The organism is Pseudomonas sp. Sample_23 (assembly GCF_004307595.1).
GTDB lineage: Bacteria > Pseudomonadota > Gammaproteobacteria > Pseudomonadales > Pseudomonadaceae > Aquipseudomonas > Aquipseudomonas atacamensis.
The window spans coordinates 1-2,008 of sequence record NZ_RCNX01000100.1; the positions used below are offsets into that span (position 1 = coordinate 1).

The 2,008-nt window shown below is 61.0% G+C and carries 1 protein-coding gene and 1 pseudogene; both read left to right on the forward strand.

Annotated features, from left to right (window positions below; translation table 11 throughout):
• Positions 1-166 (forward strand): annotated as a pseudogene (locus D8U82_RS26215) (type VI secretion system tube protein Hcp); the annotation flags it as partial.
• Between the two features lie 133 nt (positions 167-299).
• Positions 300-2,008 (forward strand): type VI secretion system tip protein VgrG (locus tag D8U82_RS26220; RefSeq protein WP_130903253.1); only part of this gene is annotated, 1,709 nt, incomplete at its 3' end.

Genomic DNA, 2,008 nt, shown 5'->3' on the forward strand with positions numbered 1-2,008 from the left:
CGCGATCATCGTCGCCATCAACAACAAAATGCACAACTGCCAGGATCCAGGCAACGCGCACTTCACCCACCTGGAAGAAGTGCAGTTCACCTACCGCAAAATCACCTGGACCCACGAAGTATCCGGTACTTCGGGTTCCGATGACTGGCGTGCTCCAGTCGTTTAATTACGGCTGACCGTTACACGCATCGGCCAGCTCTGCTGGTCGATGTTGTTTACGCCCCTCCAGAATTTCGCGTACGTTGAGCCGCTTTTTACGGCCGTCGACGAGCGCCGCTGTACAGCACGAGGAACAAGGGATGTTCGCGCCGGCCAATGAAACCCACTTTGCCCTGACCATCGAAGGGCTTTCCGCCGACTTTCAGGTGTTTACCCTCACCGGCCGGGAAGCCATCAGCCAGCCTTTTGTCTTTGAGGTGGAGCTGGTCAGTGAGCAGCCGTCGCTGGACCTCGAAACCCTGCTGCACAAACCGGCCTTTCTGCAGCTGTCGCCTGATGGCAGCGGCATCCATGGCCAGATCTACCGCGCCGCGCAAGGCGATTCCGGCAAGCGCTTGACCCGTTATTCGGTGACCCTGCGCCCGCAACTGGCGTACCTGGCGCACCGCATCAACCAGCGCATCTTCCAGAACCTCAGCGTGCCGAAAATCATCGGCATGGTGCTCGAAGAGCACGGCATTCAAAGCAACGCCTACGAATTCAAGACCGGCTCGATCTATCCCGAGCGCATCTACTGCGTGCAATACGACGAGTCGGATCTGCACTTCATCCAGCGCCTGTGCGAGGAAGAAGGCATTCACTTCCACTTCCAGCACAGCGCCAACGCGCACAAGTTGGTGTTCGGCGACGACCAGACGGTGTTCCCGAAACTGGCCCCGGTGCCCTATCAGCAAGACTCCGGCATGGTCGCCAGCAACCCGGTGATCAAGCGCTTCGACCTGCGCCTGGAAACCCGCACCAGCCGCACCACCCGTCGCGACTACGACTTCGAAAAACCGCGCCTGACCCTGGAAAGCGAAAACCGTGGCGACGCCCTACCCGACCTCGAAGACTACGATTACCCGGGCCGCTTCATCGACCGCGAGCGCGGCAAGCACCTGGCCAAACGCGCCCTCGAACGCCATCGCAGCGACTTCCAATTGGCCGAAGGCAAGAGTGATCAGCCACTGCTGGTCAGCGGCCATTTCCTCGCCCTGACCGAACACCCGAAAGCCAAGTGGAACGACCTCTGGCTGCTCACCGAAGTCCTGCATGAAGGCAAGCAGCCGCAAGTGCTCGAGGAGTCGGTGACCAGCGACACCACCGCGCTGAAAGACGATTTCCACCAGGGCTACCGCAACCGCTTCCAGGCCACGCCATGGGACGTACCCAACCGCCCGCCGCTGCGCCACCCGAAACCGCGAATCCTCGGCAGCCAGAGCGCGGTGGTCACCGGCCCGAAAGGCGAAGAAATCCACTGCGACGAATACGGCCGGGTCAAAGTCCAGTTCCATTGGGACCGCGAAGGTCAGGCCGACGACAAGACCAGTTGCTGGCTGCGCGTCTCCAGCGCCTGGGCCGGCGCCCAGTACGGCGGCATCGCCATCCCGCGCATCGGCATGGAAGTGCTGGTCACCTTCCTTGAAGGCGACCCCGATCAACCGCTGATCAGCGGCTGCCTGTACCACAAGGAAAACACCGTCCCCTATCCACTGCCGGCGAACAAGACCCGCAGCACCTTCAAGACCCTGAGCTCGATGGGCGGTGGCGGCTACAACGAACTGCGCATCGAAGACAAAAAAGGCCAGGAACAGATCTACCTGCACGCCCAGCGCGACTGGGACGAAAACATCGAGCACGATCAGAAAATCCGCGTCGGCAACGAACGCCACGACACCGTCGAGCAAAACAGCTACACGGAGTTCAAAGCCGAAGAACACCACACCGTCTACGCCGACCGCAAAGTCGAAACCCGCGCCAACGACCACCTCACCGTCGGCGTCAACCAGCACATCAAGATCGGCACCGG